The 25,294-nt window shown below is 73.0% G+C and carries 27 protein-coding genes and 2 tRNA genes; 20 read left to right on the forward strand and 9 right to left on the reverse strand.

The genetic code is table 11. The features are described 5' to 3' along the window. Positions 1 to 10: 10 nt before the first annotated feature. Genes LVO85_RS06970 through LVO85_RS06980 form a run of 3 tightly spaced genes read left to right on the forward strand, consistent with a single transcriptional unit; the run spans position 11 to position 2,844 of the window. Positions 11 to 1,429, forward strand: coding sequence for an amidase (locus LVO85_RS06970; protein ID WP_232746678.1), 1,419 nt, complete (start codon positions 11 to 13; stop codon positions 1,427 to 1,429). Further along, positions 1,426 to 1,932, forward strand: a complete 507-nt coding sequence (locus tag LVO85_RS06975) for a DUF3830 family protein (protein WP_232746679.1) — start codon at positions 1,426 to 1,428, stop codon at positions 1,930 to 1,932. The genes LVO85_RS06970 and LVO85_RS06975 overlap by 4 nt, the downstream gene beginning before the upstream one ends. 27 nt (positions 1,933 to 1,959) lie before the next feature. After that, positions 1,960 to 2,844: an RDD family protein gene (locus LVO85_RS06980; protein WP_232746680.1), complete on the forward strand. Its 885-nt coding sequence runs from the start codon at positions 1,960 to 1,962 to the stop codon at positions 2,842 to 2,844. Between the two features lie 3 nt (positions 2,845 to 2,847). Here the strand turns inward: LVO85_RS06980 and fahA are convergent, their stop codons facing one another. Both fahA and LVO85_RS06990 read right to left on the reverse strand, forming a co-directional pair. Then, positions 2,848 to 4,071 (reverse strand): fumarylacetoacetase, encoded by a 1,224-nt coding sequence (gene fahA / locus LVO85_RS06985; RefSeq protein WP_232746681.1) that lies wholly within the window; start codon positions 4,069 to 4,071, stop codon positions 2,848 to 2,850. Beyond that, positions 4,068 to 4,955, reverse strand: coding sequence for a hypothetical protein (locus tag LVO85_RS06990; protein ID WP_232746682.1), 888 nt, complete (start codon positions 4,953 to 4,955; stop codon positions 4,068 to 4,070). Before LVO85_RS06990 ends, fahA begins: the two co-directional genes overlap by 4 nt. 81 nt (positions 4,956 to 5,036) lie before the next feature. On the opposite strand from LVO85_RS06990, the gene LVO85_RS06995 reads away from it, so the two are divergent. Then, a complete protein-coding gene (locus tag LVO85_RS06995; protein WP_232746683.1) occupies positions 5,037 to 6,344 on the forward strand; it encodes a homogentisate 1,2-dioxygenase in 1,308 nt (435 codons plus the stop codon). A 53-nt stretch (positions 6,345 to 6,397) separates the two neighbouring features. Here LVO85_RS06995 and LVO85_RS07000 read toward each other — a convergent pair whose 3' ends face one another. Further along, positions 6,398 to 6,973, reverse strand: coding sequence for an isochorismatase family protein (locus tag LVO85_RS07000; protein WP_232746684.1), 576 nt, complete (start codon positions 6,971 to 6,973; stop codon positions 6,398 to 6,400). Positions 6,974 to 7,015: 42 nt separating this feature from the next. Continuing rightward, the gene (locus tag LVO85_RS07005; protein WP_232746685.1) at positions 7,016 to 8,314 is read right to left on the reverse strand and encodes a nicotinate phosphoribosyltransferase; all 1,299 of its coding nucleotides are present in this window, start codon (positions 8,312 to 8,314) and stop codon (positions 7,016 to 7,018) included. Between the two features lie 68 nt (positions 8,315 to 8,382). On the opposite strand from LVO85_RS07005, the gene clpS reads away from it, so the two are divergent. The 6 genes from clpS to LVO85_RS07035 all read left to right on the forward strand — a co-directional run bounded on the left by clpS (position 8,383) and on the right by LVO85_RS07035 (position 11,723). Then, positions 8,383 to 8,664 carry an ATP-dependent Clp protease adapter ClpS gene (clpS, locus tag LVO85_RS07010; RefSeq protein WP_232746856.1) on the forward strand — a complete coding sequence of 94 codons (282 nt, stop codon included), beginning with the start codon at positions 8,383 to 8,385 and terminating at the stop codon, positions 8,662 to 8,664. After that, on the forward strand, positions 8,665 to 9,252 hold the full coding sequence (locus LVO85_RS07015; RefSeq protein ID WP_232746686.1) for a DUF2017 family protein: 588 nt from the start codon (positions 8,665 to 8,667) through the stop codon (positions 9,250 to 9,252). Between the two features lie 66 nt (positions 9,253 to 9,318). Beyond that, positions 9,319 to 10,872, forward strand: a complete 1,554-nt coding sequence (gltX, locus tag LVO85_RS07020; RefSeq protein ID WP_232746687.1) for a glutamate--tRNA ligase — start codon at positions 9,319 to 9,321, stop codon at positions 10,870 to 10,872. 92 nt (positions 10,873 to 10,964) lie between these two features. After that, positions 10,965 to 11,036, forward strand: a tRNA-Gln gene (locus LVO85_RS07025). A 96-nt stretch (positions 11,037 to 11,132) separates the two neighbouring features. Further along, positions 11,133 to 11,205 (forward strand) — tRNA-Glu (locus LVO85_RS07030). A gap of 191 nt (positions 11,206 to 11,396) precedes the next feature. Then, positions 11,397 to 11,723, forward strand: coding sequence for an HU family DNA-binding protein (locus LVO85_RS07035; RefSeq protein WP_232746688.1), 327 nt, complete (start codon positions 11,397 to 11,399; stop codon positions 11,721 to 11,723). A gap of 8 nt (positions 11,724 to 11,731) precedes the next feature. Here the strand turns inward: LVO85_RS07035 and LVO85_RS07040 are convergent, their stop codons facing one another. Further along, entirely contained in the window at positions 11,732 to 11,965 is a 234-nt protein-coding gene (locus LVO85_RS07040) for a hypothetical protein (RefSeq protein ID WP_232746689.1), read from the reverse strand. Positions 11,966 to 12,000: 35 nt separating this feature from the next. Continuing rightward, the gene (gene cofC, locus LVO85_RS07045) at positions 12,001 to 12,630 is read right to left on the reverse strand and encodes a 2-phospho-L-lactate guanylyltransferase (RefSeq protein ID WP_232746690.1); all 630 of its coding nucleotides are present in this window, start codon (positions 12,628 to 12,630) and stop codon (positions 12,001 to 12,003) included. A gap of 47 nt (positions 12,631 to 12,677) precedes the next feature. On the opposite strand from cofC, the gene LVO85_RS07050 reads away from it, so the two are divergent. The 3 genes from LVO85_RS07050 (at position 12,678) to LVO85_RS07060 (ending at position 15,646) form a co-directional block, all read left to right on the forward strand. Next, positions 12,678 to 13,421: a lysophospholipid acyltransferase family protein gene (locus tag LVO85_RS07050; protein WP_232746691.1), complete on the forward strand. Its 744-nt coding sequence runs from the start codon at positions 12,678 to 12,680 to the stop codon at positions 13,419 to 13,421. Beyond that, complete coding sequence (locus LVO85_RS07055) at positions 13,418 to 14,419, forward strand: NAD(P)H-dependent glycerol-3-phosphate dehydrogenase (protein WP_232746692.1); 1,002 nt, start codon at positions 13,418 to 13,420, stop codon at positions 14,417 to 14,419. The genes LVO85_RS07050 and LVO85_RS07055 overlap by 4 nt, the downstream gene beginning before the upstream one ends. A 69-nt stretch (positions 14,420 to 14,488) precedes the next feature. Next, the gene (locus LVO85_RS07060) at positions 14,489 to 15,646 is read left to right on the forward strand and encodes a D-alanine--D-alanine ligase family protein (RefSeq protein ID WP_232746693.1); all 1,158 of its coding nucleotides are present in this window, start codon (positions 14,489 to 14,491) and stop codon (positions 15,644 to 15,646) included. Positions 15,647 to 15,691: 45 nt separating this feature from the next. Here LVO85_RS07060 and LVO85_RS07065 read toward each other — a convergent pair whose 3' ends face one another. Both LVO85_RS07065 and LVO85_RS07070 read right to left on the reverse strand, forming a co-directional pair. Further along, the gene (locus tag LVO85_RS07065) at positions 15,692 to 16,072 is read right to left on the reverse strand and encodes a DUF3515 family protein (RefSeq protein ID WP_232746694.1); all 381 of its coding nucleotides are present in this window, start codon (positions 16,070 to 16,072) and stop codon (positions 15,692 to 15,694) included. A gap of 38 nt (positions 16,073 to 16,110) precedes the next feature. Further along, positions 16,111 to 16,350 carry an Lrp/AsnC family transcriptional regulator gene (locus LVO85_RS07070; protein ID WP_232746695.1) on the reverse strand — a complete coding sequence of 80 codons (240 nt, stop codon included), beginning with the start codon at positions 16,348 to 16,350 and terminating at the stop codon, positions 16,111 to 16,113. Positions 16,351 to 16,432: 82 nt separating this feature from the next. Between LVO85_RS07070 and thiL the strand changes: the two genes are divergently transcribed. After that, a complete protein-coding gene (thiL, locus tag LVO85_RS07075) occupies positions 16,433 to 17,455 on the forward strand; it encodes a thiamine-phosphate kinase (protein ID WP_232746696.1) in 1,023 nt (340 codons plus the stop codon). Positions 17,456 to 17,587: 132 nt separating this feature from the next. Here thiL and rpmB read toward each other — a convergent pair whose 3' ends face one another. Beyond that, complete coding sequence (gene rpmB, locus LVO85_RS07080) at positions 17,588 to 17,785, reverse strand: 50S ribosomal protein L28 (protein ID WP_232746697.1); 198 nt, start codon at positions 17,783 to 17,785, stop codon at positions 17,588 to 17,590. A 127-nt stretch (positions 17,786 to 17,912) separates the two neighbouring features. On the opposite strand from rpmB, the gene LVO85_RS07085 reads away from it, so the two are divergent. The 6 genes from LVO85_RS07085 to coaD all read left to right on the forward strand — a co-directional run bounded on the left by LVO85_RS07085 (position 17,913) and on the right by coaD (position 25,167). Continuing rightward, positions 17,913 to 18,326, forward strand: a complete 414-nt coding sequence (locus LVO85_RS07085; protein WP_232746698.1) for a secondary thiamine-phosphate synthase enzyme YjbQ — start codon at positions 17,913 to 17,915, stop codon at positions 18,324 to 18,326. 21 nt (positions 18,327 to 18,347) lie between these two features. After that, positions 18,348 to 20,039 (forward strand): DAK2 domain-containing protein, encoded by a 1,692-nt coding sequence (locus tag LVO85_RS07090; protein ID WP_232746699.1) that lies wholly within the window; start codon positions 18,348 to 18,350, stop codon positions 20,037 to 20,039. Beyond that, positions 20,039 to 22,234 carry an ATP-dependent DNA helicase RecG gene (locus tag LVO85_RS07095; RefSeq protein WP_232746700.1) on the forward strand — a complete coding sequence of 732 codons (2,196 nt, stop codon included), beginning with the start codon at positions 20,039 to 20,041 and terminating at the stop codon, positions 22,232 to 22,234. The genes LVO85_RS07090 and LVO85_RS07095 overlap by 1 nt, the downstream gene beginning before the upstream one ends. A gap of 117 nt (positions 22,235 to 22,351) precedes the next feature. Further along, positions 22,352 to 23,536: a hypothetical protein gene (locus LVO85_RS07100; protein ID WP_232746701.1), complete on the forward strand. Its 1,185-nt coding sequence runs from the start codon at positions 22,352 to 22,354 to the stop codon at positions 23,534 to 23,536. A 21-nt stretch (positions 23,537 to 23,557) separates the two neighbouring features. Further along, entirely contained in the window at positions 23,558 to 24,682 is a 1,125-nt protein-coding gene (gene rsmD / locus LVO85_RS16990) for a 16S rRNA (guanine(966)-N(2))-methyltransferase RsmD (RefSeq protein WP_332875415.1), read from the forward strand. After that, on the forward strand, positions 24,679 to 25,167 hold the full coding sequence (gene coaD, locus LVO85_RS07115; RefSeq protein WP_232746702.1) for a pantetheine-phosphate adenylyltransferase: 489 nt from the start codon (positions 24,679 to 24,681) through the stop codon (positions 25,165 to 25,167). The genes rsmD and coaD overlap by 4 nt, the downstream gene beginning before the upstream one ends. Positions 25,168 to 25,294: the final 127 nt, after the last annotated feature.

A 25,294-nucleotide genomic window follows, 5' to 3' on the forward strand; every position in this document is an offset into this window, starting at 1 on the left:
GGGGCGTGCGATGAGCGGACCGCGCGGGCTCAGCGCCACCGAGCTGCACGACGCGTATGCCGCCGGCACGCTCGACCCGGTCACGGCGTGCGAGGACGCGTTGGCGGCGGTCACGGAGCACGACCCGGTGGTCAACGCGGTGGTGAGCACCGAGCGGGAGGCTGCGCTCGCCGCGGCTCACGCCTCGGCGCGGCGGTGGCAGGAGGGTCGGCCGCTCGGTCCCGCCGACGGCGTCCCCACCACCGTCAAGGACATCTTCCTCACGCGCGACCGGCCGACCCTGCGGGGAAGCCTGCTGGTGGACGCTGCGGGGCCGTGGCTCGAGGACGCGCCCGCCGTGGCCAGGCTGCGGGAGGGCGGGGCCGTCGTGATCGGTCGCACCACCACCCCGGAGTTTGCGTGGAAGGGCACGACCGACTCGCTGCGGCACGGCGTCACCCGCAACCCGTGGGACCCACAGCTCACGCCGGGAGGGTCCAGCGGCGGGTCGGCTGCTGCCGTGGCCCTCGGCATGGGTGCCTGGTCCATCGGCACCGACGGAGGCGGGTCGGTGCGCATCCCGGCGTCCTTCACGGGCACGGTGGCGCTCAAGCCGACCTACGGGCGGATCCCCCTGTGGCCGGCCAGCCCCTACGGCACCCTGGCCCACGCCGGGCCGATGACCCGGACGGTGCGTGACACCGCTGTGCTGCTCGACCTGGTCGGCGTCCCCGACGACCGCGACTGGTCGCACCTGGCGGCCGTGCCGGGCTCCACCTCGGCCACCCTCGACGCCGGAGTCGCCGGCCTGCGCGTCGCATGGTCGCCCGACCTGGGCTGGGGAGGTGTTGCGCCCGAGGTCCGCAGGCTGACCACAGCCGCGGTCGACGTGCTGGCCACCCTGGGCGCCGAGGTGCAGGAGGTGCGTCCGCCCCTGGGGGACCTGTCCGTGCTCGAGGAGGCCTTCCACGTGCTGTGGTTCACCGGTGCCGCCAAGGTGCTGCGGGCCTACGGGGAGGGCGCTCTCGAGCGGGTCGACCCCGGCCTGGCCGAGCAGGTGCGCCGCTACGCCGGTGCCACGGCTCAGGACTACCTCGACGCCACGGCGGTGCGGATGGAGCTGGGCCGCGCGATGGGACAGCTCCATCGCAGCCACGACGTGCTCGTCTGCCCGACCGTGCCGGTGGCCCCCTTCCCGGCAGACAGGTCGGCACCGCCGGGGTGGCCCAGCGACCTGTGGACCTCGTGGACGCCCTTCACCTACCCGTTCAACATGACGCAGCAGCCGGCGCTCAGTGTGCCCTGCGGGTTCACCGCCGACGGGCTGCCCGTCGGCCTGCAGGTGGTGGGCCCACGGCACAGGGATGCCCTCGTGCTGCGCGTGGGTCACGCCTACGAGCACGCCACCGACTGGCAGACCCGACGCCCACCCATGGCAGGAGCACGATGAGCACCCACGTGAGGATCACCCTGGAGCAGCGTGGCGTGAGCTGCGTCGCTCGGCTGCTGGAGCAGGAGGCGCCCCGCACGTGCGCCGCGGTGCTGGCGGCCCTGCCCCTCGCGGCGCAGGTCTACCACGGCAAGTACGCGCGCAACGAGATCTACGCCCTCTTCCCCCAGTTCGCCGAGCAGGACCCCGGTGCCGAGAACACCACGGTCACGCCCATCCCGGGTGACCTGTGCTGGTTCACCTTCTCCGGCGACGACCTGGGCAACCCGGCCTACGGGTACGAGACCGAGCAGGAGCACCGGGCCCAGGGCGCCATCGTGGACCTCGCCCTCTTCTACGGTCGCAACAACCTGCTGGTCAACGGGGACCAGGGATGGGTGCCGGGCAACGTCTTCGGCACCGTGGTGGAGGGCCTGGAGCAGATGGCGCATGCCTGCCAGGACCTGTGGATGGGCGGGGTGCGGGGGGAGTCGCTGCGCGTCGAGGTCGTCGACGGCGGCTGAGCCGGCGGGGCGTGGCACAGTTGGGGCATGAGCCAACAGCCAGGGTGGTACGACGACCCGCAGGACAACGCCCTGCTCCGCTACTGGGACGGGGTCCAGTGGACCCAGCACACCAGCCCGCGGGTGCGCCCCGACCTCGACCAGGCCGGCCAGTCCGGTGGCTACCCCCAGGGGTCCGCCGGGCAGACCTCGGCCGGGCAGGGGGGCCGGCCCTCCGGCCAGCAGGGGTACGGCCAGCAGCCCTACGGCCAGCAGGGGTACGGCCAGCAGCCCTACGGCCAGCAGGGGTACGGGCAGCAGGGCAACCAGCAGTGGGGTGCGCAGCAGGGCGGCTGGAACCAGCCGATGCCCGGCTACGCAGGCATGCAGGAAGGGCCCGTCACGCCGGACGGCCAGCGCCTGGCGGGGTGGGGTCGGCGTCTCCTGGCCCGCATCATCGACGGGCTTGTCCTGGGCATCCTCGGTCTGCTGGTCTTCCCCCTCGTTGCCCCGAACGTGATCGAGGACATGAGCTCCTGGTTCGAGGAGGTCATGGCAGTCACGGAGGGAGGGTCGTCGGCCGTCCCGGACCTGCCCGACCGCTTCTACTCCCAGCTGGCGACCTTCACCCTGGCCTCCGCCCTGCTGGCGCTGGCCTACGAGGTGGTCCTGCTCAAGACGGCCTCGGGCACCCTCGGCAAGCTGGCCCTCGGCATGCGCGTGCGCCTGCGCGACGAGCCCGGCTCCTTGGCCTGGAACACGGCGGCGCTGCGCGCCCTCGTGTGGCAGGGCCCGAGCCTGCTCGGCAGCGTACCCGTGGTGGGCTTCCTCGCCAGCATCTTCCCGGTCGTCAACGGGCTCTGGCCGCTGTGGGACGCCAAGAGGCAGTCCCTCAACGACAAGGCCGCGAAGACCAACGTCGTCCTGAAGTGAGGCTCAGCGGGCGGGCAGGACCCGTCCGCTGACCTCGCCGAGGCCGATGCGGTGGCCGCCGGCTCCGGGGGCCGACGCCGAGATCACCACCTCGTCGCCGTCCTGGAGGAAGGTGCGGGTGCTGCGGTCGGCCAGGGTGATGGGCTCCGTGCCGTTCCAGGTGAGCTCCAGGAGCGAGCCGCGGGTGTCGGGCTCCGCTCCTGACGTCGTGCCGGAGGCGAACAGGTCGCCGTCGGAGAGCGCGGCGCCGTTGACCGTCAGGTGGGCCAGCATCTGGGCGGGGGACCAGTACATCGTGCGGTAGGGCGGCCGGGCCACGAGCGTGCCGTTGACCCGCACCTCCATCGTGATGTCCAGGCCGTATGACGTCTCCTCGGTGCCGTGCAGATAGTCCAGGGGCGTCGGGTCCTGGGTGGGCAGCGGCACGTGCGCGGAGGCCAGGGCCTCCATCGGCGTCACCCAGGCGGCGAGCGAGGAGGCGAAGGACTTGCCGAGGAAGGGGCCCAGCGGGACGTACTCCCAGGCCTGGATGTCCCGCGCCGACCAGTCGTTGAACAGGGCGACCCCGAAGACGTGGCTCATGGCCTCGCCGACGGGCACCCGGGTGCCGACCTGCGTGGCACCCCCGACCACGAAGCCGAGCTCTGCCTCGATGTCGAGCCTGGTGCTGGGCCCGAAGACCGGAGCGGGGTCCTGGGGCCTCTTGCGCTGTCCCAGGGGGCGGACGATGTCGGTGCCCGACACGACGACCGTCGAGGAGCGGCCGTGGTAGCCGATCGGCAGGTGCTTCCAGTTGGGCGTCAGCGCATCGCCGTCCGGGCGGAAGATCGACCCGACGTTGGAGGCGTGGTGCTCGCTGGCGTAGAAGTCGACGTAGTCGGCCACGTCGACCGGCAGGTGCAGGCGCACCTCGTGGAGGTCCAGCAGGTGCGGCTCGACGTCCGGGCGGTGGCCGGGGTCGGTCAGCCGGTCCTGGAGCCAGGCCCGGGCGGCGGCCCACGTGGCGGGTCCTTCGGCCAGGAACGCGTTGAGGCTGGGCTGCTGAAGCGCGGTCGACCAGCTCACCCGGGCATCCGAGGCCAGGGCAGCCAGGTCGAGCACCCGGTCCCCCACGCGCACCCCGACGCGGCGGCGGTCCGGCGAGCCGCTGGTGCTGAAGACTCCGTAGGGCAGGTGGTGCAGCCCGAACGGGTGGTCGGCGGGCAGGTCCGGCAGGGTGGACGTCATACGGGCTCCTCCTGGACGGTGGGGGCGGGGGCGACCAGGCCGAGCCTGGTGAGGTCGTGCAGCGGGTCGGTCACGTCGCAGCACCCGAACGAGGTGAACTGCTGGCGCAGCTGCTCCGCCTCCTCCGTGGTGAGGGCACGCAGCTCGTGGCACAGCGGCTCCGCGTCGCTGCGCTCCAGCAGCGCCGCCACCCGGTCACGTGGCTCCCCGGCCTGGGCCGCACGGGTGGCGGCCAGCACGTTGACCACGCCGTGCTGCCACTCGTGCAGGCCGTCGCCGAGGTCGACCGTCCCGGCGACCCCGTGGTGCAGCCCGCCGGTGAGCTTGAAGGTGAGGTCGCGGGAGGCGCAGGCGACGAGGAAGCCGGCCAGCGCCACGGCCCCGGGCAACGGACGTTCTGGGGTGCTCTGGGTGCGCAGCTTGGCCACGACCGGATGACCCTGTGCGCGGGCGCGGGCGAGGTCGTCGAGCGCGGCGTCGCGCAGGCGCGGGTCGGGGTCGACCTCCACGGCCAGGGGCAGCTGCCAGGGCAGAGCGTCACGCCAGTGCTCACCGTGCGTCACCTCGACCCCGACCATGCGGACGCAGGCGACGGGCTCCAGGGTCGCCATGGCCTCGTCCACGTCGGCCAGGACGGTGCCGGCCCGCGCGACGAGCACCGTGTCGACGGGCCGGTCGGCCGGGTGGGCCCGGGCGACGGTGGCGAGCAGCTCCGCGTGCACCGGGGCGACCAGCAGCGGACCGACGTGCTCGCCCCAGGGCTGGTCGCGCCTGCTCACGTGGGCACGCCAGGCGCGGTCCACGGGGGTGCGGGCGGGGGGGAAGACGGCCGCGTCGTCCACGAGGCGGGCGCTCAGCCGCGGGGAGGGCGTCGTCGTTGACATGCGTCTCACGCTACTGCATGGTGAAGTCGCATCGAGACGCTGTCGTCCGTTTATCGGACACTTCTGCAGGAGAGGCGACACATGGCCCACTACCGATCCCAGGGGCACGTCCCGCCCACCCGTCATACGCAGCACCGAGCACCGGACGGGTCCCTCTACTACGAGGAGCTGATGGGTGAGGAGGGCTTCTCCTCGGACTCCTCCCTGCTTTACCACCGCAACATTCCCTCCGCCATCGCCGACGCTCGCGCCTGGGACGTCGGCGACATGGCGACGACGCCCAACCACCCGCTCACGCCACGACACCTCCGGCTCCATGACCTCTTCGCCACCGAGCAGGATCCCGCCGGGGTCGACGTGGTGACCGGGCGCCGGCTGGTGCTCGGCAACGGTGACGTGCGCCTGCTCTATGTCGTGGCGGACACTCCGAGCCCGTTCTACCGCAACGGCATCGGTGACGAGTGCGTCTACGTCGAACGCGGTGGTGCCCGGGTCGAGACGGTGTTCGGGGTCTTCGACGTGGCGCAGGGTGACTACCTGGTCATCCCCCGGGCGACCACGCACCGGTGGGTCCCGCTCGTCGACGGTGACGAGGGGTTCACCGAGCCGCTGCGCGCCTACTGCATCGAGGCGAACAGCCACATCGGGCCCCCGAAGCGCTACCTCAGCAAGTACGGGCAGTTCCTGGAGCACGCGCCCTACTGCGAGCGCGACCTGCGCGGTCCGCAGGGCCCGGTGCTCGCAGAGGACGTGGGGGAGGACCCTGCGGGGCACACCGAGGTCTACCTCAAGCACCGCGGCTCCGGCGAGCAGTCCAGCGGTGGTCTGGTCGGCACGGTCCACACCCTGCCCTTCCACCCGTTCGACGTCGTCGGCTGGGACGGCTGTCTCTACCCCTACGCGTTCAACATCCGTGACTACCAGCCCATCACTGGCCGGGTGCACCAGCCGCCGCCCGTGCACCAGGTCTTCGAGGGCTGGAACTTCGTCGTGTGCAACTTCCTGCCCCGCAAGGTCGACTACCACCCGCTCGCGATCCCGGTGCCCTACTACCACTCCAACGTCGACTCCGACGAGATCATGTTCTACGTCGACGGCGACTACGAGGCGCGCAAGGGCTCGGGGATCGGCAAGGGGTCGATCTCCGTGCACCCGGGCGGACACCCGCACGGCCCGCAGCCCGGTGCCACCGAGGCCTCGATCGGAGTCGAGTTCTTCGACGAGACCGCGGTGATGGTCGACACCTTCCGACCGCTGGAGCTCGGGGAGGCGGGCCGGGCGGTCGACGACGGGGTGTATGCCGCCTCGTGGCAGCGCGGCCTGGCCGCGCGGGCCTCCGGGGACCAGCAGGACGACCCGGGCCGCGGTGAGGTGTTCACCACCAGCTGAGCAGTGCAGCGCCGGGCACGTGACCCCGGAGCCGACGCGCGGGCAGTCCCGGCTCAGACCAGGGTGACGCCGGCGGCAGCCAGCTCGGTCGTGGCGCTGTCGGTGGTCTCGGGCGCGACGCCGGCCGTCAGCTCGAGCAGCACCCGGGTCCGGAAGCCCGCGTGGACCGCGTCGAGGGCTGTGGCGCGCACGCAGTGGTCGGTGGCGAGGCCGACGACGTCGACGGCCTCGACCCCGCGCTCGCGCAGCCAGCGCTCCAGGCTGATGCTCGACCCGTCGTCGAGCTCGAGCGAGCCCTCGAAGCCGCTGTAGGCCGCGGTGTGCTCGCCCTTGCGGAAGACGGCGCCCACGTGCGCGAGGGCACCGTCCAGCTCGGGACGGAACTCGGCGCCCTGCGTGCCGACCTTGCAGTGCACCGGCCAGGAGCGTGCGAAGTCAGGGGTGCTCGACCAGTGCTCACCCGGGTCGACGTGCCAGTCGGCCGTCGCGACGACCGCGTCGTAGTCGGACCGGTGGCGCTCCACGTGCTCACTGATCCTGCCGGCGACGGCGATGCCGCCCGTGACCGGGAGAGACCCCCCTTCGCAGAAGTCGTGCTGGACGTCCACGACGATCAGTGCGCGCTTCATGACCCGACCCTAGCCCGAGCGGGCAGCCCGAGGCCGCGGTGCTCACTCCTGGTCGAGGAAGACGGTGGGGATGGCCGGGTCGCCGTGGGAGAGGCGGAGTGCCCGGGTGGGCAGCTCGGCCCGTGCGACGGCATGGTGTGCGCGCGCGGTGTGGGCGTCGGTGGGCACCAGGACCTCCCCACCGCGGACGAGCTGGACCATGAGGTCGCGGTCGTCCCCGTCGTCCTCCGGCGGGGTGTCGATGCCGACGATCTCCGCGTGGGCGACCCCGACGGAGTTGCGGCGGCGCAGGGCGTACTTGCGGCCGCCCACGGACGCCTTGTCCTTGCTGACCTTGGCGACACTCTCCAGGTGCCCCGAGGAGTCCTCGCGCGCCACGAGCTTGTAGACCATGCCCGCTGCCGGGGCCCCGGCCCCGGTCACCACCGACGTACCCACCCCGTAGGCGTCCACCGGCGCGGCCTGCAGGGCCGCGATCGCGTGCTCGTCCAGGTCCGAGGTGACGACGATGCGGGTGCCGGTGGCGCCGAGGGAGTCCAGCTGTGCCCGCACCTCCTCGGCCTGGGACACGAGGTCACCGGAGTCGAGACGGACACCGCCCAGTCGCTCCGGGGACGCGAGCTCGACCGCCAGGGCCACCGCCTCGGTCACGTCGTAGGTGTCCACCAGCAAGGTCGTGTCGTGCCCGAGGCTGCTCAGCTGTGAGACGAAGGCCTCACGCTCGCTGTCGTGCAGCAGGGTGAAGGAGTGGGCTGCCGTGCCCACCGTCGGCACCCCGTAGGTGCGACCCGCCTCGAGGTTCGACGTGGCCGCGAAGCCTGCGACGTAGGCCGCACGGGCCGCCGCCACCGCCGACCACTCATGGGTGCGGCGCGACCCCATCTCGAGGCAGGGACGCTCGTGCGCCGTGGCCACCATGCGAGAGGCGGCCGTGGCGACTGCGGAGTCGTAGTTGAGGATCGACAGGACCAGCGTCTCGAGGACGACCCCCTCGGCGAAGGTCGACTCGACCACGAGCACCGGGGAGCCGGGGAAGTAGCACTCGCCCTCGGCATACCCGTGGATGTCCCCGGTGAAGCGGTAGCCCGCCAGGTAGTCCAGCGTCGCCTCGTCGACCACCTGCGTGCGACGCAGGAAGTCGAGCTCGGCCTCCCCGAAGCGGAAGTCGGCCAGCTCCTCCAGGATGCGCCCGGTGCCGGCCACCACGCCGTAGCGTCGGCCCCCGGGCAGGCGGCGTCCGAAGGCCTCGAAGACGCACCGGCGGTGCGCGTGGCCGCCGGCGAGGGCGGCCTGGAGCATGGTGAGCTCGTAGTGGTCGGTCAGCAGGGCGGTGCTGGTCATGTCAGCACCTTAGAGTGGGAGACGTGTCCGATGCCCCACCCGAGCCTCCCGCCGCACCGAGCGAACCCCTGCCGCAGCGCCGGCAGCAGGTCGGGCTGCTCGACCGGCCCGAGCAGGACACGCCCTGGGTGACGCTGGTCTGGAACGACCCGGTGAACCTGATGTCCTACGTGACCTGGGTCTTCCAGACCCACTTCGGCTACCCCCGGGAGCGGGCCGAGTCCCTCATGATGGACGTGCACACCAAGGGCCGGGCGGTGGTCTCGACGGGAAGCCGCGAGAAGGTGGAGGCCGACACCGAGGCCATGCACGGCTACGGCCTGTGGGCGACCTTCCAGAAGGACGCCTGAGTGGCGACCGCCTTCCGCCGCAAGCGTGGACGCGTGGTCGGCCGGCTCGACGACGACGAGGTCGCGGTGGTCCTGGACCTGCTGCGCCTGACCCGGGACTTCGTGGCGCCGGAGCGGGCCGACACCGGCGACCCCTTCCTCGACCTGGTCGCCGGCCTCGGCGAGGCCGACCCGGACCCGACCGAGCCCAGTGACCCGGCGCTGCGCAGGCTGCTGCCGCCGGCGCACCGCACCGACGGTGAGCAGGCTGCCGAGTTCCGCCGGCTGACGGAGCACTCGGTGCGCACGCGCAAGGCCACCACGCTGTCGACGGCCATCTCGGTCCTGGAGGAGTCGACGCCGCCGCGGATCGACCTCGACGACGGGCAGGCGCAGGCGCTGGCCGTGGCGCTCACCGACATCCGGCTGATCCTGGGGGAGCGGCTGGGACTGCGCACCGACGAGGACTCCGAACGTCTGCACCGCGAGCTGGAGGAGGCGCTGTCGGGCGAGCGGGACATCGACCCGGCGCTGGCGCAGCAGATGGCCTACTACGACTTCCTCTCCTGGCTGCAGGAGACGCTGACCACGGCCATGCTGGAGCGCTGAGCGCGGCCCGCCCGGCCCACCACGGCAGGTCCTGTGGCCGGCCGTCGGCAGTAGTCTGTCGCCATCATGACGACGCACCCCGCACCCCATTCCACGACCGAGGGCGCCGAGGTCACCGGCAGCGACGTCCGGGTCCGCTTCTGCCCGTCGCCGACCGGCACCCCGCACGTCGGCCTGGCCCGCACCGCCCTGTTCAACTGGGCCTTCGCCCGCCACCACGGCGGCACGCTCGTGTTCCGCATCGAGGACACCGACGCCCAGCGTGACTCCGAGGCCTCCTTCGAGCAGATCCTCGAGGCCATGGAGTGGCTGGGGCTGGACTACGACGAGGGGCCGGACGTCGGCGGGCCGCACGAGCCCTACCGCCAGAGCCTGCGGCGCGACGAGCACCACCGGGTGGCCACCGCGCTGCTCGAGGCGGGCTACGCCTACGAGTCCTTCTCCACGCCGGAGGAGGTGGAGGTGCGCCACCGTGCGGCGGGCCGGGACGTCAAGCTCGGCTACGACAACGCCGACCGCGACCTCACCCCCGAGCAGCGCGCTGCCTACCGGGCCGAGGGCCGTGAGCCCGTCCTGCGGCTGCGGATGCCGGACGAGGACATCACGTTCCAGGACCTCGTCCGGGGTGAGGTGACCTTCCGTGCGGGCTCCGTGCCCGACTTCGTCATCGTGCGCGGCAACGGCCAGCCCCTCTACCCGCTGGTCAACCCGGTCGACGACGCAGCCATGCGGATCACCCACGTCATCCGCGGCGAGGACCTGCTGTCCTCGACGCCGCGGCAGATCGCGATGCACCGGGCGCTGACCGCGATCGGGGAGGCCGAGCGCGTGCCGGCCTTCGCCCACCTGCCACTGGTGCTCGGGGACGGTGCCAAGAAGCTGTCCAAGCGTGACCCCGAGTCGAACCTGTTCCTGCACCGTGAGCGGGGCTTCGTCCGCGAGGGCATGATCAACTACCTGGCACTGCTCGGCTGGTCGATCGGGGCGGACCGCGACATCTTCACGCCGGATGAGCTCGTGGCGGCCTTCGACGTGCGGGAGGTGAACCCCAACCCCGCCCGCTGGGACCAGAAGAAGGCCGAGGCCATCAACGCCGAGCACCTGCGGCTGCTCGACACCGGTGAGTTCACCTCACGGCTGCTGCCACTGCTGCAGGACGAGGGAGCCATCCCGGTGCCCACGACCATGGCGCAGCTGGCGCGCCTGGTCGACGTCGCCGAGCTCATCCAGACGCGTGTCCAGGTGCTCGCCGAGGCCGTCCCGTTGGTCGCGCCCTTCTACACGGCCGACGACGAGCTGCCCATCGCCGACGACGCGCGCGCCCAGCTCAAGGAGACCGCACCTCAGGTGCTGGACGCTGCCGTCGCAGCGCTGGAGCCGCTGTCCGGCTCTGTCGGTGACCCGCTCGGTGGAGGCGTGGAGTGGACGGCCGACCGGATCGAGCTGGCGCTGCGCGAGGCGATCGTGGACGGTCTCGGGGTCAAGCCCCGCCTGGCCTTCGGCCCGCTGCGCACCGCGGTCTCGGGCCAGCGCGTCTCCCCGCCGCTCTTCGAGTCGATGGCGATCCTGGGCAAGCACTCCACGATGGCCCGCCTGCGCAGGCTGCGCAGCGAGCTCTGACGGCCGCGGTGCGACGATTTGGGGTGTGAGGGCCGGACCGGTAAAGTTCCACCTCGGTTCACCCCCCGAGCGAGCTCGTGGGTGATACCCCATGGGGTATGGTGTAATTGGCAGCACGACTGATTCTGGTTCAGTTAGTCTAGGTTCGAGTCCTGGTACCCCAGCGCGAAGCGCTCCTCCTGACCCAGGAGGAGCCGATTCGGTGGACACCGCACCGTAGGGTAAGGTGTCTCCTCGGCTGCCAGGCAGTCGACAACCTCGGCCCCGTTGTGTAGCGGCCTAGCACGCCGCCCTCTCAAGGCGGTAGCGCGGGTTCGAATCCCGTCGGGGCTACCCGAGGAGCACGGCCCCCGACCCACTGTGGTCGGGGGCCGTGTCGCACCTGTAGCAGCGGTGGCCCAGGCTCAGGTGTCCAAGACCGTAGACGGCGACGATCCTCACGTCGTAGCGTGGAGGACAAGGGTTTCCGTGCCGATCCGACCCGTGACGGTCACGCGCGAGCCCTCCGAGCGGAGGACGCCGACATGAACAAGGCAGAACTCATCGACCACGTGTCGGCCCGTCTGGGTGGGCGCCGCCAGGCGACGGTCGCCGTCGAGGTCGTCGTGGATGCCATCCTGCGCGAGGTGGCTGCGGGCGGCAACGTGGGGATCACCGGTCTGGGCACCTTCGAGCCCGTCGACCGGGCTCCTCGCACCGGCCGTAACCCCCGCACGGGAGAGCCGGTGCCCATCCCGGGCACGCGGGCCCCCCGGTTCCGGCCGGGCACCTACTTCAAGCAGGTCGTCGCCGACCCGGGTCTGCTGCCCGAGCACGGGCTCGCCGGGGCCAGGGTGAGCACGAGCGACTGAGCCCGGGCTCAGCGGATGGGCTGACCCTCCCCGATCCCGACGATCCACAGACGGCTGACCCGTGCCGCCGGGTCCTCGCTGTCGGCACGGTCGACCACGATGCTGACCCGCTGCCCCGCACGCAGGTGACGCAGCCCGCTGCCGGCGAAGACGTCGCCGTCGAACGGCAGGACCCGTCCGGTGTCGAGCAGCACCGTCCCGCTGCCGTCGGTGCCGTCGAAGGTGTGCACGCTGGCCTGCATGGCTCTCACCCTACGGCCGCGTCCTCCCCTCGGCCTCACGCGTGGTCGGCGTCCGCCAGCACGGCGCGGGTCGCCGGGCCGACACCCAGGCCGACGGCGCGCAGGAGGTCGTCGCGGTCGTCGACGTCCTGGCGCAGCCGTGGAAGGTCCAGCTCGAGACGGGTCGCGCCCGCCGCGTGCCGTGCCGCGGACCCGCTGCCGAAGGCCGGCCGCAGGTCGGGGCCGGTGGTGGCGAGCAGGACCGTGCCGGTGCCGGTGTGGTCGGGCACGACCGTCCGGGTGTGCCGCGCGCACTCCTGCAGGGCTGTCAGCAGGTCGGCGGGGCGCAGCGCCGGCAGGTCGCCGAGGAGCACCGCCACGTGCCCTCCCGGCTCCTCGCGACGGCAGCGCTCCAGCCCCGCCGCGACCGCGGCGTCCAGCCCGGTGCCCGGGTCCGGCACACGGTGCGCTCCCAGACGTCGCACCGTCTCGCTCGTCGACGCGTCCGAGGTGACCACGACGACCCGGTGCGGCCCGAGTCCGGCGCAGGCGGCGGCCAGGGTGTCGTGGGCCATGGCGTGCGCCAGGTCGGCGCGACGGACGCCGTGCGGCGGGCGCAGGCGGCTCTTGGCCTCGCGCGCCCGCTTGACCGGCACCACCAGCCGCCAGCAGGGATGAGTCGACACCGTCCCATCCTCACCCACGGCGCCGTCGCCAGTGACAAGATGGCCCCGTGAAGCGTCAGCCTGCCCGCACACCAGCCCCCAAGCCCTACCGGTGGGCCGTCGCCGCGCTGCGGCCCCCGCTGATGGCCCTGACCTCGCGGGACTGGAGCGGCGGTGAGCACCTCCCGCGGGAGGGCGGCTTCATCGTGGCCGCCAACCACATGTCCGAGATCGACCCCTTCATGGTGGCCCACTTCCTGGTCGACCACGGGTGTCCCCCCATGTTCCTGGCCAAGTCCACGCTCTTCGACATCCCGGTGCTCGGCAAGGCCCTGGGCCCGCTGGGCCAGGTGCCGGTCCACCGCGGCACACGGCGTGCGGCCGACGCGCTCAAGGCGGCCGAGGACGCCGTGCGCGCCGGCCAGTGCGTCGCGATCATGCCCGAGGGCACCCTGACCCGGGACCCGGACCTGTGGCCGATGAAGGCACGCAGCGGTGTCGGCCGTCTGGCGCTGGCCACCCGTGCCCCCGTCATACCGGTCGGCCAGTGGGGCGCGCAGGAGCTGCTGGCACCCTACGCGCGCCGGCCCACCAACCTCCTCTCACGGGTCACCATGCACGTGGCCGCAGGACCGGCGGTGGAGCTGTCCGACCTCTACGGCCGCGAGGAGGACCCCACGGCGCTCAACGAGGCCACCGAGCGGGTAATGCGGGCGATCACCGACCTGGTGGCCGGCCTGCGGGGCGAGGACCCGCCGGAGGAGCCCTTCGACATGGCCCGGCAGCGGCGTGACCGGGGAGACCGCGGATGAGGCATGCCGCCGTCTTCGGCGCGGGGTCCTGGGGCACGGCCTACGCGGCCATCCTCGCGGACGCCGGCACCGGCGTCACCATCCATGCGCGCAGGGAGGAGGTCGCGACCTCCATCCGCGAGGAGCACGTCAACCACGACTACCTGCCGGACCTCCTGCTCCCGGAGAGCGTGACGGCGACCACCGACCCGGCCGAGGCCGCGGCCGGGGCCGACCTGGTCGTCGTGGCCGTCCCCTCGCAGACGCTGCGCGGCAACCTGGCCACCTGGGCCGACCTGCTGCCGGACCAGGCCGTCGTCGTCTCCCTCATGAAGGGGATCGAGCTGGGCACCGGTCTGCGGATGAGCCAGGTCATCGCCGAGGCCGGCCATGTCGACCCCGCACGCATCGTGGTGGTCTCAGGGCCCAACCTCTCCAAGGAGATCGCGGCCAAGCAGCCTGCGGCCAGTGTCGTCGCGGGTCTCGACCACGCAGCGGCCGAGCTGGTCGCCGAGGCCAGCGCCGCGCCCTACTTCCGGCCCTACACCCAGACCGACGTGGTCGGCACCGAGATCGGCGGCGCGGTCAAGAACGTCGTCGCCCTGGCGGTCGGGATGGCCGAGGGGCTCGGCTACGGCGACAACACCAAGTCGAGCATCATCACCCGGGGGCTGGCCGAGACGGCGCGCCTGGGGTCGGCGCTCGGGGCGGACCCGGCGACGCTCATGGGGCTCGCCGGTGTCGGGGACCTGATCGCGACCTGCATGTCGCCGCTCTCGCGCAACCACTCTGTCGGGGTCAACCTCGGCCGCGGCAGGTCCGTCGCGGAGGTCTCGGCGGTCCCGCACCAGACAGCCGAGGGGGTCAAGTCCTGCCGCTCGGTCGTGGACCTGGCGCACTCCCTGGGCGTCGACGTGCCGATCTGCGAAGGGGTCACGGCCGTCGTCGAGCAGCACCTCTCGCCGCGTGAGCTGGCCGAGGCCCTCATGTCCCGGGCCCGCAAGCACGAGCGGCACTGACCGGCGGAGCACCGCACCGCGGCGAGGCGCTCGTCCCCCGGTGTCGCGGGGCGGCTAGGCTCGGCGGCGATGGACACCGAGCAGCCCTCCCACGACGCCGTCCACGCCGCCTCGGCCGGCCGTGCCCGACCACGGGTGGCGGTGGTGTTCGGCGGCCGCTCCGAGGAGCACGCGATCTCGTGCGCGACGGCTGCCAGCGTGCTGCGCGCCGTCGACCGCGAGCGCTACGACGTGGTGCCGATCGGCATCACCCGCGAGGGCCACTGGGTGCAGGTCGCCGACGACCCCAGGGCGCTGGAGATCCGGGACGGGCGGCTGCCGGAGGTGCCGGACACCGGTGACCAGGTCATCGTGCCGATGGGAGGGCTCGACCAGGTGCTGCGGGTGCAGCGTCCCGGGGAGGTGCCCCGGGTCCTGGGCGAGGTGGACGTCGTGTTCCCGGTGCTGCACGGGCCCTTCGGCGAGGACGGCACCATCCAGGGCCTGCTGGAGATGGCCGACATCCGCTACGTCGGCTGCGGGGTGCTGGCCTCCGCGGCCATGATGGACAAGCACGTCATGAAGGTGATCTTCGCCTCGGCGGGACTGCACGTGGGGCCCTACACGGTGATCACCGACACGCAGTGGCGCAGGGACCCGGCGGCCGCCCTCGATGCCGTCGCCTCCCTGCCCTTCCCGGTCTTCGTCAAGCCGGCACGTGCCGGCTCCTCGGTGGGCATCACCAAGGTGCTCTCGCCCGACGGGGTCGAAGCGGCGGTCCACGAGGCACGCCGCCACGACCCCAAGGTCGTCGTCGAGGCCGGCGTCCTCGGGCGGGAGGTGGAGTGCGGGGTCCTCCAGGGCCGGGGCTCCGACCATCCCCGGGTCAGCGAGGTCGGGGAGGTCACCGTCGTGGGCGGGCACGAGTTCTACGACTTCGAGGCGAAGTACCTGGACGAGGCCAACGTGCGCCTCTCCTGCCCGGCGGACCTGCCTGCGCAGGCGCGGGCCGAGGTGCAGCGCATCGCCGCCGTGGCGTTCGAGGCCGCGGGGTGCGAGGGCCTGGCGCGCGTCGACTGCTTCTACACCGAGCAGGGTGAGGTGATGGTCAACGAGGTCAACACCATGCCGGGCTTCACCCCCTGGTCGATGTACCCCCAGGTGTGGGGGGCGAGCGGGATGACCTACCCCGAGCTCGTCCACGAGCTGATCGACCTCGCCCTGGCGCGTCCTCTCGGGCTGCGCTGAACACGGGTCTCACCGGCGGGTCGGTGACGAGCCTGGCCGCAGCCCTCAGGTGCAGCCAGGGCCGGTCTGCTCGACGATGCGGGCGACCTCCCCGAAGGCCGGCATCAGGAGGGTCTCCGGGGTGTAGGAGTCGGGCACCAGCACCTCGACGGCGGGGTCACGGCCGTAGGTGGTGAACTCGATGCCGTCGTCCAGCTGGACGGCGATCCAGTCCACTCCGTCGATGTCGAGGCACTGGGCGGTGGTCGGTCCGGGCACCGGGGCCCCGCAGCGGGCAATGACGGCCGGGTCCCCCCATGCGGCGACGGTCGCCGACTCCACCGCGGTCTCCCGTCGCTCCAGGCCGGCCACCGCGGCCGGCCAGGCACCCGCGACCGCAGCGCAGCCCGCCGAGGCGTCGGCACCCTCGTAGGGGACCACCTTCACGGCCGAGCTGCACCCGGCCAGGAGCACGGTCGTGAGGGTCAGCCCGAGAAGTGGACGACCGTGCATGTGGTGGTGCGGGTGATGTGCGGCACGTCCTGGATCTTGGCGATCACCAGCCTGCCCAGGTCGTCGACGGTCGGTGCCTCGATGCGGGCGATGACGTCGTAGGGTCCGGTGACGTCCTCGGCGGCGCTCACCCCCTCCAGCTCGCCGATCGCCTGCGCGACGGCCGAGGACTTGCCGACCTCGGTCTGGATGAGGATGTAGGCGTGCACCATGGTGGGCCTCCGGCTCGGGTGACTGGGGCTGACAGTCCCAGACGCTACCGTGCCCGTGACGGACACCGGCGGAGGAGGTCGTATGCAGCATCAGGAGTCGTCGGAGCCGGGAGCGGGCGGGCCGACGCTGGGCGAGGTGGGCGAGGCCGGCGTGCTGGCGGAGGTGTTCGCCCGGCTGCGGCCCGACCGGCACGGGCGGGTGCTCGTGGGCCCGGGCGACGACACGGCATACCTGCGCACCGGGGGGGCGGTGCTGGCCACCACCGACACCGTCGTGCAGGGCAGGGACTGGGTGGACAGGTGGTCGGGTGCGGCCGACGTCGGGGCGAAGGTGGTCGTGCAGAACCTCGCGGACATCGCGGCCATGGGGGGTGTGGGCACGGCGCTGCTGGTGACCCTGGTGGCGCCGGAGACCCTGCCGCTGTCGTGGGCCGTGGCGCTCACGGAGGGACTGGCGGCGGCCGCGGACAGCGCCGGTGTCCCGGTCGTCGGCGGTGACCTGTCCTCCGGTGAGGTCGTCATGGTGTCGGTCACGGCGCTGGGCGAGCTCGCGCCCGGTGTGTCCGCGCCGGTGCGTCGCAGCGGAGCGGTGCCGGGGCAGGCCCTGGCGGTCTCGGGTCCGCTGGGCCGGTCGGCTGCGGGCCTGGAGCTCCTGCGTCGCGGCGACGCCGACCGGTGGCCACCGCCGGAGCAGGCGGAGCGGGCCGGCGACTACGTCGGCTACCACTGCGCGCCGGACCCCGACCTGAACCAGGGGCCGGTCGCGGCCGTTGCCGGAGCCGGCGCGATGATCGACGTCTCGGACGGGCTGCTGCGGGACGCCGGCCGGGTCGCCACCGCCAGCGGGGTCCGCATCGACCTCGACGCCCTGGCGGTGGCCGAGCTCGCGGTGCCCCTGGCCGAGGTGCTCGGGGGTGAGCGCGCGCTGGAGTGCGTGCTGACCGGCGGTGAGGAGCATGTGCTCCTGGCCACCTTCCTGCCCGGCCAGACCCCACCCGGCTGGACGGAGGTCGGGCTGGTGGGCGCACCGGGGGAGGAGGAGCCCGGCGTCTGGTGGCGCGGTGAGAGGGTCCGGCGCGGCGGGTGGGACCATTTCGGAGGCTGAGCCACGGGTCCGGTCCCGACGTCGAGGGGCGCCGTCCGCCGCCTCACGGGCCGGTCTCGCAGGGTCGCGACGCGACCCCGGAGACCACGAAGGCCGACGCCACGAGGTGACGTCGGCCCGGCGGTGCGCAGGTCAGCGGGTGGTGACCTTGCCGGCCTTCAAGCAGGACGTGCAGACGTTGACGCGCTTCGGGGTCGTGCCGGAGGGGCCGACGAGGGCGCGGACACGCTGGATGTTCGGGTTCCAGCGGCGCTTGGTGCGGCGGTGGGAGTGCGAGATGGCGTGACCGAAGCTCGGTCCCTTGCCGCAGACGTCGCAAGTGGCAGCCACGGTGTCTCCTGAAAGTCGTTGAATGTCTCGGGCAGCCCCGCGTGCCGCAAGGCGCCCGGGGAACCGGGTCAGACTATCCGAGGAGGCACGGGGCGCCCAAATCGGACCGGCCTGACACCATGGCCCCATGCGGAGCCACACGCTGCAGGTGCACACAGGAGCACAGGAGACCGTCCACGACCTCACCCGGGAGTGCGCAGCCTACGCCCGGAAGTGCGGAGGGGACGGGCTGCTGCACGTCTTCGTCCCCCACGCCACCGCCGGCATCGCCGTCCTGGAGACCGGTGCGGGCAGCGACGAGGACCTGCTGGCGGCACTGCAGGACCTGCTGCCCGCCGACGACCGCTGGGTCCACCGACACGGGAGCCGGGGTCATGGCCGCTCCCACGTCATGCCGGCCATGGTGCCCCCCTATGCCACCGTGCCGGTGCTCGACGGAGAGCTGGCGCTCGGCACCTGGCAGAGCATCTGCCTGGTGGATCTCAACGTCGACAACGCCGAGCGCACGGTGCGTCTGTCCCTGCTGGCGGACCGGGGCTGACCGGGGGCTACCCTGCCGACCGTGCCGCACACCGTGCTCGACCTGGCCGCCGCCCGACGCTGGGCGGTGACGGCGCGTGCGCTGCTGACCGAGGCACGGGAGCGCATCGACTCCCTCAACGTCTTCCCGGTCCCCGACGGCGACACCGGGACCAACATGTTCCTCACCGTCGACGGCGCCCTGGACGTCATCCGGGGCCAGCACGAGGTCACCGGTGCCCCACTGCGCCTGGACCAGGGGCTGGCGCTGCTCGCCCGCGGGATGCTGCTCTCCGCGCGGGGCAACTCCGGGGTGATCCTCAGCCAGCTGGCGCGCGGCATGTCCGAGGCGGTCGCCGACGCCGGCCCGGGGGTGCACGAGATCGCCCCCGAGGTGCTGGCCGAGGCCTTCGAGCGCGCAGCCGACGTGGCGTGGGCCGGGGTGTCCCGTCCGGTGGAGGGCACCATCCTGTCGGTGGCATCCGGTGCCGCCGCCGGAGCACGTGCAGCGGCCGTCCCCGGAGCGACGAGCCACGACGTCGCCCTCGCCGCGCTGGAGTCCGCCCGGGCAGCCCTCGCCCGCACGCCGGAGCAGCTGCCACGGCTGGCCCAGGCCGGCGTGGTCGACGCGGGAGGAGCAGGCCTGGTCCTGGTCGTCGAGGCGCTGGAGAGTGTCCTGGCGGACCGGCCGCACGAGGGTCTGGGCGACCTGGCCGGCTGGTGGGAGCAAGGGCCGGTGGAGGTCCCGCCGCGCCGGCCGGCCGAGGGCTGCGAGGCCGGCGACGGGGCCTACGAGGTGATGTACCTCGTGCAGGGGTCGGACCCCGAGCGGGCCCACCACCTGCAGACCCACCTCCTGCGCATCGGCTCCTCCGTCCTCGTCGTGGGGGGGCCACGGGAGTGGCGGGTGCACGTGCACCTCGACGACCCTGCCGCAGCCGTGGAGGCGGGCTCGCTCTCCGGGCGGGTGGAGCAGGTGGCCATCACGGCGCTGGAGGTGTCGGCCGGCCCGGCCGGCCTCGACAGCGGCCGTCAGGCCCCACCGGCCGCCCCGGCCCGCCACGCCCCGCTCGGTGTCGTGGCCTGTGCACCCGGGGACGGCATCGGTGCTCTCCTGGCGCATGCCGGAGCCGAGGTGGTGCACTCCGGGGCCCGCGCCCGCGCCTCCACCGGTCAGCTGCTCGGTGCCGCCCGGGCGGTCAGGGCCGACACCGTGGTGGTCCTGCCCAACGACCACGACACGATCCTCGCCGCCGAGGCTGCGGCGCGGGCCGCAGCCGAGGAGGGGCTCGACGTGCGGGTGCTGCCGACGCGCGCCGCCGTGCAGGGGCTGGCCGCGATGGCCGTCTGCGACCTCGGCGGCGAGGTGGAGACGACCCTGCTGGCCATGGCCGACGCCGCTGCCTCGGTCTCCTACGGCTCCCTCACGGAGGCCGCGAACGACGGACCGACGCCCGTCGGTGACTGCCGGACAGGTCAGTGGCTCGGGCTCGTCTCCGGCGAGATCGTCGTGGTCGACGACCAGCTGGCCAGGGCTGTCCGGCACGTGCTCGCCGCGCTCGCGGAGGCTGCTCCGCACGACCCCGAGCTGCTCACCGTCATCGCCGGCCGCGACGCCGAGGAGCACGAGCTGGACGGTGCTGTCGCCGCGTGGAGCCGCCGGCACCGCGACGTGGAGGTGCACCGGGTCGACGGCGGCCAGCGGACCTTCCGCTGGCTCATCGGGATGGAGTGATGGCGGTCACCCTCACCACGCGCCTGCGCGACGTGGTCGCCAGGACGGCCCCCAAGCTCGAGAAGGCGCGGGGCATCACCACGGTCGGCGAGCTGCTCGACTTCCTGCCGCGCAGCTATCTCGACCCGGCCCGCCCGTCCGACTTCGCCACCCTGGCCGACGGCGAGGACGTCGTGCTGATGGCCACCGTGAAGCAGGCGGTCACCCGGCGGATGCGCAACCGGCGCGGGTCGATGCTCATCGCCACCGTGGTCGACGAGCAGGGAGGGGAGCTGGACCTCACCTTCTTCAAGCCCTACGGGCACGAGCAGGCCCTCGTGCCCGGCAGGAGGGTCGTCTGCTCGGGCACCGTGAGCTCCTTCCAGCGTCGTCGTCAGCTGACCCACCCGGACTACCAGGTCGTCGGACCGCGGCGCCTGGGGGACCCGGGCCTGGCCCAGGCGCTGGAGAGCGGGCTCGTCCCCGTCTACACCGCGACCAAGGGGGTCAACGCGGTGCAGATGATCTCCTCGGTGCAGCTGGCCCTGCACGCGCTCGAGGACGTGCCCGACCCCGTCCCGGCCACCGTGCGTGCCCGTCGCGGGCTGCCCGACCTGCTCACGGCATATTGGATGGTGCACCAGCCCGAGACCGAGGCGGAACAGCGCAAGGCACGGTGGCGGCTGAAGTTCCAGGAGGCGTTCGTCATCCAGGCGGCACTGGCGCAGCGGCGGATGGCCGACGACGCCGTGCGGGCGGTGCCGCGCAGGGCCGCGCAGGCCGGGCTCGTCGAGGCCTTCCGGCGCCGCCTGCCCTTCGACCTGACCGCCGGGCAGCAGGAGGTGCTCGCCTCGGTCACCGCCGACCTCGCCGGTGACTCCCCGATGCACCGTCTGCTGCAAGGTGAGGTCGGCTCCGGCAAGACGGTGGTCGCGTTGCTGGCGATGCTCACCGTCATCGACGGGGGAGGGCAGGCGGCGCTGCTCGCACCGACCGAGGTGCTGGCGCAGCAGCACCACCGCTCGATCACGGCGATGCTCGGTCCGCTCGCCGAGGCCGGTCTGCTCGGCGGTGTCGAGCGCGCGACGAGGGTGGCCCTGCTGACGGGCAGCCAGCCGGTGGCGGAGCGCCGCGCCAACCTGCTGATGGCCGCGAGCGGGGAGGCCGGGATCGTGGTCGGCACGCACGCGCTCATCCAGGAGCACGTGCAGTTCGCCGAGCTCGGGCTCGTGGTGGTCGACGAGCAGCACCGGTTCGGGGTCGAGCAGCGCGACGCGCTGCGCGCCAAGGCGGGTGACGCCCCCCACGTGCTGGTGATGACCGCGACCCCGATCCCGCGCACCGTGGCGATGACGGTCTACGGCGACATGGAGATCTCGACCCTGCGCGAGCTGCCGGCCGGCCGGCAGCCGATCACCACGCACGTCGTGCCCGGAGAGCTGGCCTCCTGGGTGGACCGCACCTGGCGTCGCGTCGCCGAGGAGGCGGCCAAGGGACACCGGGCGTATGTCGTGTGCCCACGCATCGGGGAGGAGCAGGACCCCGACCTGGACGCCGAGACCGGGCCGGGGGGTCCGGTGGCGCCGGCGGAGGGGCAGGAGGGAAAACCGCTGCACGGCGTGCTGCAGGTGCATCGGGCGCTGCAGGCGCTGCCGGCGACCTCAGGTCTGCGCATCGGTCTGCTGCACGGGCGGATGGCGCCGGCCGACAAGGAGGCGGTGATGGGCGCCTTCGCCGCCGGGGACCTCGACGTCCTGGTCGCCACGACGGTGATCGAGGTGGGGGTCGACGTGAGAGATGCCACGGTGATGGTCGTGCTGGACGCCGACCGGTTCGGCATCTCCCAGCTGCACCAGCTGCGGGGCCGGGTGGGCCGGGGCGACCAGCCGGGTCTGTGCCTGCTCATGACCCAGGAGCTGGACGGGCCCTCGCAGGAGCGGCTGGACGCCGTCGCGGCGACGACCGACGGCTTCGTGCTGGCGCGCGTCGACCTGGAGCAGCGCCGCGAGGGTGACGTGCTGGGAGCCGCACAGAGCGGTGGCCGCAGCGGACTGCGGTTCCTCCGGCTGGCCCGCGACGAGGAGCTCATCGTCGGGGCGCACGAGGACGCCTGGGCTGTCGTCGAGGACGACCCCGACCTGGTCGGGCATCCCGCCCTGCGCGAGGAGATCGCCCGGCTCGACGCGGAGCGTGCCGCCTTCCTCGAACGTGGCTAGGGCCCTACGGAGGGACCAACGGCCCTACCGCCCGTCCCCGGCCGGGGGAAGGCTGTCGGGCGTGGGCCGTGATGCCGCATCGACCGTCGGTGTGGACCCAGCCGCACGGAGGAGCAGGTGGGCGATGCGACAGGGCCCGACAGCAGCACGCGCCCGGCGGCCCGGGCGCTCCGGCCGATGAGCACCGAGGGGCCACCGGCCGGGGGCGTGCTGTGGTGCCCGTTCGACCTGGCGGTCGACACCATCGGGGCGCTGCTCAACGGCGAGCTCGCCGACCACCCCGTCTACGACGGGTTCGAGCTGCAGTGGTTCGACGACCCCGCCCACGGGCGCGGTGTGCTGGCCTTCCTGTCCCGGCGCGCCGACGGTCGGGTCGACTACTACCTGCAGCGAGGCCTGCGCGTCGACCCCGACGGATACGCGATCGGGGCAGGCCTCGGACGCTGGGGCGAGGCAGACTTCGACGTGGCGCTGCTCGAGGTGACGCCGGAGGGCGTGGTCGCGGACGTGCGGTTCACCGACATGGAGGGCCGGGTGGTCGAGGTGTCGGTGGACGACCGGTCCGCCGGCCCACGCCGCACGACCGACCTGCTCGCGCCGGTCTCGAGCGGCATCGAGGACCCGGTGTCCCTGATGCTCGTCCAGCTGCACGGCTTCGACCTGCTGCGGCACGGTGACATCGCTCCCCAGGTCCGCATCGACGGCGAGCAGGTGTCGACGGGTGTCCTGCCCGGTGGGCTGCTGCACCGCCGTCACCTGGTGAAGGCCGCTGCTCCGCTCACCGTCGCCACCCTCTGCCGGGCCCGGTCGGGTCCGCTCACCCCTGTCGACGTCGACGACCCGGGAGACGTGGTCCTGGACGCCGCGGGCACGGGGGTCCTCGGCTGCGTCGCACGTCACGACGGTGCCGGCGCGATCCTGGCGCTCCATCCACCCTTGCCCGCGCTGTCCTCGCTCGGCGACGGGGAGCAGCGGACGGGCTCGTGGCTGGTCGACGTCGACGACGCACCGGTGGTCGGCGGCACCTGGAGCGCCCGGCGGCAGGCCGACGAGGTCGCCCTCGCGCTCGAGGTGACCCGGGGATGGGTGCCGCCGCCCGGACAGCCACTGCTGGTGCGCCTGGTGACCCGCGTGGTCCCGGTGTTCCGGACCTGGCCGACGACCTACCGCTGGAGCGCGCAGGTGCTCCTCGACCGCGGGTCGGCCGTCATGGTCTCCTCCTGGGCCCGCACAGGGAAGGACCGTGGCGCGGGCTACGGCCGCCTCACCCGCTCGCGTCGGGCACGGCGACGCCGCGGCTGACCCGGCTGTCATGATGACGCGGTGACTCGGATCATCGCGGGGACCGCCGGCGGCCGGCGTCTGCGGACCCCCAAGGGCTCGGCCACCCGCCCGACCACCGACCGCGTGCGTGAGGCCCTCTTCTCGCGGGTCGAGGCCCTGCTCGGGCTTGAGGACACGCGGGTGCTGGACCTGTATGCGGGCTCCGGGGCCCTGGGGCTGGAGGCTGCGTCCCGCAGGGCGGCGCACGTGCTCTGCGTCGAGTCGGACGCGCCCACCGCCGCGCTGGCCCGTGGCAACGCGCGCGACCTCGGCCTGTCTCAGGTCGAGGTCGTCAACGACAGGGTCGAGCGGGTGCTGGAGCGGGGCCCGAGCGGTGCCGCATACGACCTCGTGCTGGCCGACCCGCCCTACCCGCTGGACGAGGAGCGCCTCGCCGGGGTGCTGTCCTCGCTCCTGGTGCGGGGCTGGCTCACGCAGGAGGGGGTCGTCGTGGTGGAACGCTCGTCCCGCAGCCCCGCGCCGCAGTGGCCCTCCGACCTGCAGCTGCTGCGCACGCGCCGCTACGGCGAGACCTGCCTGCACGTCGCCGAGCGGGTGACCGGCACCGGTGGCAGGATCGCCGGCATGTCCGACTACACCATCCCCCGACCCACCTCAGGCGACGTCGTCGACCTGATCCTCGACGACCACCGTCTCTTCGAGGCTCTGCTGCGCGACATGCGGGACATCACCGCGGACCGCGCGGCGGCCAGGGCTGCCTTCTCCGCCGTGCTCGTCGCGCACGGCGAGGCGGAGGAGGAGGAGGTCTACCCCAACCTGGAGCGCAAGGACGCCATCTCCGAGGAGGAGGCCGAGCACGGTGAGCACGAGCACGCCGAGGGCAACGAGGCGCTGCTGGCACTCCTGGAGTGTGTGGGCACCGACACACAGAAGTTCGACGACGCGGTGGAGGCGATGTCCGAGGCGCTCATGCACCACCTGGGGGAGGAGGAGCAGACCATCCTCAACCCGGCCCGCACCGAGGTCTCCGACACGGTGCGTGCCGACCTCGGCATGAGGTTCGTCGCCGCCAGGAGCCGGCACCTCGACGCCGGCTGCGGCAGCCTGGAGTCGGTGCGCCGGATCGTCGAGCGTGACCGGCGACAGGGCAAGATGGAGGGGTGAGCGCAGCCAGGACGACCCGACGTGCCGTGTGCCCCGGCTCCTTCGACCCGGTGACCAACGGCCATCTGGACGTCATCGAGCGTGCTGGTGTGCTCTTCGACGAGGTCGTGGTCGCAGTGCTGCACAACCCCGCGAAGCGCGGGCGGTTTCCCGTCGAGCAGCGCCTGGAGTTCCTGCGCCGGTCGCTGTCCGCCGATGCGCCGGTGCGGGTCGAGGCCTTCGCGAACCGGCTGCTCGTCGACGTCTGCCGGGACGTGGGAGCGGTCGCCGTGGTCAAGGGCCTGCGTGGAGGCACCGATTTCCACTACGAGGTGCCGATGGCACTCATGAACCGCCACCTGAGCGGAGTGGAGACGGTCTTCCTCCCGGGTGCGCCGCAGTGGGAGCACGTCTCCAGCTCGCTGGTCAGCGAGGTCGCCGCCTTCGGTGGCGACGTGTCCGGCATGGTGCCCGCCGCCGTGCTCGAGGCCTGGCGTCAGGGCTGAGCCCGGTCCCGCCGGTCACCGCGCGCCCGGACAGCGGGTGCCGACTTGGTGGGAGCGCCGCGCTCCGGTAATCTTGCACGTCGGCCTGCACCCCGTGGTGGACAGGCCGATCCACACGACGACAAGG

This window comes from Ornithinimicrobium sediminis, from assembly GCF_021272345.1.
GTDB classification, from domain to species: Bacteria; Actinomycetota; Actinomycetes; order Actinomycetales; family Dermatophilaceae; genus Ornithinicoccus; species Ornithinicoccus sediminis_B.